3 protein-coding genes are annotated in these 2,955 nt (G+C 41.8%); 2 read left to right on the top strand and 1 reads right to left on the bottom strand.

Going from position 1 to position 2,955, the window contains the following annotated elements:
• Positions 1–162 precede the first annotated feature (162 nt).
• The gene (locus FTU00_RS15385; protein WP_004782528.1) at positions 163–585 is read right to left on the bottom strand and encodes an OsmC family protein; all 423 of its coding nucleotides are present in this window, start codon (positions 583–585) and stop codon (positions 163–165) included.
• Between the two features lie 147 nt (positions 586–732).
• On the opposite strand from FTU00_RS15385, the gene crp reads away from it, so the two are divergent.
• Positions 733–1,440, top strand: a complete 708-nt coding sequence (gene crp, locus FTU00_RS15380; protein WP_004782527.1) for a cAMP-activated global transcriptional regulator CRP — start codon at positions 733–735, stop codon at positions 1,438–1,440.
• Positions 1,441–1,633: 193 nt separating this feature from the next.
• Positions 1,634–2,683, top strand: a complete 1,050-nt coding sequence (locus FTU00_RS15375) for an NADP(H)-dependent aldo-keto reductase (protein ID WP_180053566.1) — start codon at positions 1,634–1,636, stop codon at positions 2,681–2,683.
• Positions 2,684–2,955 lie beyond the last annotated feature (272 nt).

Raw genomic sequence — 2,955 nt, 5'->3', positions numbered from 1 at the left:
CTCATGAAATACGGTATTCTGATGTGACAAAACCTGAATCCTGGTCGTTAAAGTGTTTGTTTGCACTCATATTTTAACTGTTAGGACTCAGGTTTTTTTATTTAAAGCAAACTATGGGACAGCAGTGGCCACGAAGACTGCTTTTTTAATGAAATTAGCGGATCATTCCACTTCTACAATTTCAAAATCGTGGGTGATTTCGACACCACCATCAGACAGCATTTTGCTGGCAGAGCAGTATTTCTCAGCAGAAAGCTCTACGGCTTTAGCGACCTGTTTCTCTTTGATGCCCTTACCGCTGACCACAAAGTGTAGATGGATTTTGGTAAATACCGCAGGAATTGTATCGGCACGTTCTGCTTTTAATTCACAGCGTACATCAGTAATCTCCTGACGTGCTTTCTTTAAAATCGTCACAATGTCAAAAGAAGCACAACCACCCAGACCGGTCAAAATCAGTTCCATTGGGCGAGGACCACGGTTTTCACCGCCATATTCAGGTGAACCATCCATGATGATACTGTGACCACTTTGAGTTTTTGCTTCAAAAGCAACATTCTCTAGCCAATGAACACTCGTTTGCATTGCAACTACCTAAAAAAAGCTATAAATTTACGAAGTAACTGTACACTAACATAAATTGGGTTGATAAGGAATTTCAATCCCACTGTGTGACAAGTTCACATTAGGTCTTGTGCGATCTATAAATTATCCATATTCGGAACTGTAAGCATGACTTCAAACTTTTCACAATTAAGCACAGACGCACTTTCGCCGGGGCAACTACCTGAATCAGTGAAAGCGTTATTAAAACGTGCATATATCAATCGCTATCCAAAACGTACCACGATCGTGGATGCAGGATCAGAATCTAAATCGCTGTATTTAATTCTGAAGGGGTCTGTATCTATCATTCTTCGTGAAGATGATGAACGTGAGATTGTGGTAGCTTATTTAAATGCGGGAGACTTCTTTGGGGAAATGGGTCTTTTCGAAGCAAATCCACAGCGTACTGCAGAAGTGCGTACTCGTGATGTCTGTGAAATTGCTGAAATTACCTATGAAAACTTTCATGAAATTAGCAAACAATATCCAGATCTAAGCTATGCAGTTTTTGCTCAGCTGGTTCGCCGTCTGAAAAATACCACACGTAAAGTGACTGACCTGGCATTTATTGATGTATCTGGTCGTATCGCACGTTGTCTGATTGACTTGTCATCTCAGCCAGAAGCGATGATCTTGCCAAATGGTCGTCAGATCCGTATTACCCGTCAGGAAATTGGCCGTATTGTTGGGTGTTCACGTGAAATGGTCGGTCGTGTTCTAAAAACTCTAGAAGAACAGGGCATGATTGAAACCGATGGTAAGGCGATTCTGATTTTTGATGCATCGCTGGAAGAACCTGAAGCAGTGGGTGCTGGCGAGTTCGAAGACGAATAAGCCAAAAGCACGATAAAAAGCAAATCTTCGGATTTGCTTTTTTTATTCCTGTTTAAAAATTTCAGCCTGATTCAGAACATAACAAATTGGCACAAGCTTGTTAGAAAAGATGATTTAAGTCCGTCTTATAATTCCGATAGGCTATAGCACACTTGCTCTTGATAAATAACAGATAAACTTAAAGGACATTTTTATGCAATTCAGACCATTGGCGGATACGGGAATCTTATTGCCAGAAATCTGTTTGGGCACCATGACTTTTGGTGAGCAAAATACTCAGGAAGAGGCTTTTCAGCAATTAGACTATGCCTTGGATCAAGGTTTATATTTCTGGGATACCGCAGAAATGTATCCGGTGCCACCCAAGCCTGAAACGCAAGGGGCAACTGAACGCATTATTGGTAACTGGATTGCTTCACGTGGTGGTCGTGACAAACTATTTTTAGCTTCGAAAATTGCGGGCCCGTCACAAGGTGGTAGTCATATCCGTGATGGCCAGACCAAGTTCGTGGCTTCGGAAATTACATCAGCAATTGATAATTCATTGTCGCGTTTGCAAACTGATTATATCGACCTGTACCAATTGCACTGGCCTCAGCGCGCAACCAATTTCTTTGGCAAGCTGGGTTATGGCAATGCAGAAGCTGCAGATGATCGTGCCGTAACGAATCTGGAAGAAACCCTGACTGCTTTGCATGACGAAATTAAGAAAGGTCGTATCCGTTATATTGGCCTGTCCAATGAAACACCTTGGGGCACCATGAAGTTCCTGCATCTGGCAGAGAAATTGGGACTTTCTAAATTTGTTAGCGTGCAAAATCCGTATAGCTTGCTGAATCGGACTTATGAAATTGGTATGTCGGAAATTGCCAAATACGAAGGTGTAGGTTTGCTGGCTTATTCTCCACTGGCATTCGGTTATCTGACTGGTAAATTCCGCAATGGTGCACGTCCAGCCAATGCACGTGTGACTTTATTTTCACGTTTTAGCCGTTATAGCAATCCGGAAAGCGAGTGGGCCGTCGAGCAGTATGCACAACTGGCTGAGCAGCATGGCCTGACCTTAACCCAGTTGTCACTGGCTTTCATTAAACAGCAGTTCTTCGTGACCAGTACTATTATTGGTGCGACCAACTTGGATCAGCTCAAAGAAAACATTCAGGCGTTTGACGTGAATCTGTCTGAAGAAGTCTTGCAGGGCATTGAAGCCATTCACCGTCAGCAGCCCAATCCGGCACCATAATCACGATATTACCATTCTAAAACACCCTCTAAGCGAGGGTGCTTTTAATTTGATGAGTAAATTTGATGATAAACAACATAGCAAGAAAAGGATAAAGGCAGCATAATCAAAACAAGATTCATCAATAGGATTTAATAAAAATGAATAATAGATCTCTTTCATAAATCAAAAAACGATCTTCTTTTTGGTTAATATTTGCACTCCAGATTTCTTGGCATTCATGCATAATCTGCGGATGAAATACATCGATTCAAACAAGCTTTCTGATCCTC

Source organism: Acinetobacter sp. YH12041, from assembly GCF_013419975.1.
In the GTDB taxonomy this organism is placed as follows: Bacteria; Pseudomonadota; Gammaproteobacteria; order Pseudomonadales; family Moraxellaceae; genus Acinetobacter.
Note: the sequence above shows the minus strand (reverse complement) of the source record. Positions and strands in the feature narration are given on the sequence as shown.